This is a genomic window from Bartonella sp. MM73XJBT (assembly GCF_028618465.1).
Taxonomy (GTDB): Bacteria; Pseudomonadota; Alphaproteobacteria; order Rhizobiales; family Rhizobiaceae; genus Bartonella.
Map to the genome: position 1 here is coordinate 1 of NZ_JAQISY010000095.1, position 1,800 is coordinate 1,800.

The window sequence follows — 1,800 nt, forward strand, 5'->3', positions numbered from 1 at the left end:
GTGACTGTCATGCCTTTATGGACAAAAGGTTTGCCAGCACTGTTGGTATGTCCATAACCGATTGTCCATACCCCGATGGCGTCTTTATAGGCATTCAAACGCAAGCCTTCCCATTGTTTGATGAGTGCAAGTCCTTCTTGTGATATTTTCCGCATAAATTCCTCCATAAAAAAAGCCCCACACAAGGTGAGGCGTGACTAACATGCTAAAAGTGAATTTTTCTCTGTTTTCTAAAAATAAACGCGATGTGAAATTTTGCTTAAACCATAAGGTGGGGTACCCAAGAGTGGGTGTTTATGCTGGTTTGTGGTGTTTGTGACGAGCGTTGGTGTTGGTGGCTGGCGCTGATGGTTGATGTTTGTGTTGGTGGGTGTGGCTGGTGCATGCTCAGTTTCACAGCGCTTATAAAGTTGTATTGTAGAGTGTCATGGATATGTGAGAATTTGCTATGAAAGGTGATTATCCTCAAGAAACGCTACGGATGTAATTTTTTAAAAGCAGATGCGCCTCTTTCTTATGCTTTTGCCAAAACATGAAATGTTCTGCCTCTCCAGAAAAATCGCTTAAGAGCTTTGGAATTTTTGAGAGGGCTGATGTCTCTGTTTTTAAGATAACAGCTCAGTTTTGCCTTAATAGGGAAGCGGCTTGTGCTGTTTGCCTCTTACAAGCCAAAACAAAAGCTGCATGATAAACGTACTTGCCAACATGCGTTAGTCGAAATGTGGCGCTTTGTTTGCTCCTTATTTGCTACGCATATGGGGGAAAATGTTCAAAAATGATATCATAATGTTAGGACAGATTTGTATTCAGAGATCCTTTTCTTATGTAATGAAACGGAGACGGTTTTTCCTTCTGCTTCAACGAGGTTTTTATCAAATCTCTCTACAAGAGTTTCATCTTTTTTGTTTACTTTTTCATGTTCTGCCCCCGGATTTGATTTTAGATATTCCCTAAGACGTCTTCTTCCTTGCGTGTGTTTGTAAAAACTCGCTGGAAGATACGGATCTACCTTTTCAGGAGGTAATGTAAGATGGGTTTTGTTTAATACACCGTCGATGTTCTCCTTGTGCATTCTTGTTAATTTCTCAGATTCAGTGTGAAGCTTTTTGGCAAGCGCTAAGCTTATTATTCCACATTCAGAAGAGCTGCGTTGAATATCCATCTCCATCTTGGAAAGAGAACATTCAGGCAATTGTTCTTGCACGATGAGTTGTATTCTTATTGCTAGTAATAAGGGTATCTCATTCTGGAGAGTTGCGGGTTCGAAAGCTATCAAGGATGTCTTGTTCTCGATGGTTCTTTGATCAAGTACCGCAAAATGGATTCCCCTATCGGTTGTGTTTACTATATATCTCGAAGATTGAACTCCGTTAGCCATTGCTTCTTTTATGGAGGAAACAAGCCCTTCAGATGTCGTAATAAGTTTAAGATTTAATCCTTGATATTTACGGTTTGCCTTCTCTATGAGAGCCGGCATCATTTTAATGTCTGTATTGGCATAATGGTAATTGCCCTTGAGCCATTTTCCATTCACAATGTCATCTTCTAAGCCTGCAATAATATCTTTTAACTCTTCACGACTGAATGGGATTTTTCGTTCTTTTTCAACGTTGAGTTGTTCTAAATCTTCCGGAAGACTTGCTAATGCTTCATCTGCACTCTCACTTTCTGGTGTTGCTGATGAATTATGGGGGGTGTTTTTTGAAGCTTGCGGTTTCATAATATTTATTCTCCATGCTTGTCATTGGTCTTCAATATTATTTGCTCAATTCCGGCTTAATTATGTTTATTTATTGATTT

2 protein-coding genes are annotated in these 1,800 nt (G+C 39.5%); both read right to left on the minus strand.

The features are described 5' to 3' along the window. Positions 1–155: lysozyme (locus PVV69_RS09755; protein ID WP_404978387.1), on the minus strand; the 155-nt coding region annotated here is incomplete at its 3' end. A 626-nt stretch (positions 156–781) separates the two neighbouring features. Continuing rightward, positions 782–1,720, minus strand: a complete 939-nt coding sequence (locus tag PVV69_RS09760; protein WP_273757344.1) for a YopJ/AvrA family T3SS effector serine/threonine acetyltransferase — start codon at positions 1,718–1,720, stop codon at positions 782–784. Between the last annotated feature and the right edge of the window lie 80 nt (positions 1,721–1,800).

Excerpts from the sequence above, each read along its gene's own strand:
- PVV69_RS09760 (WP_273757344.1), bottom strand. The coding sequence starts at position 1,720 with ATGAAACCGCAAGCTTCAAAAAACACCCCCCATAATTCATCAGCAACA.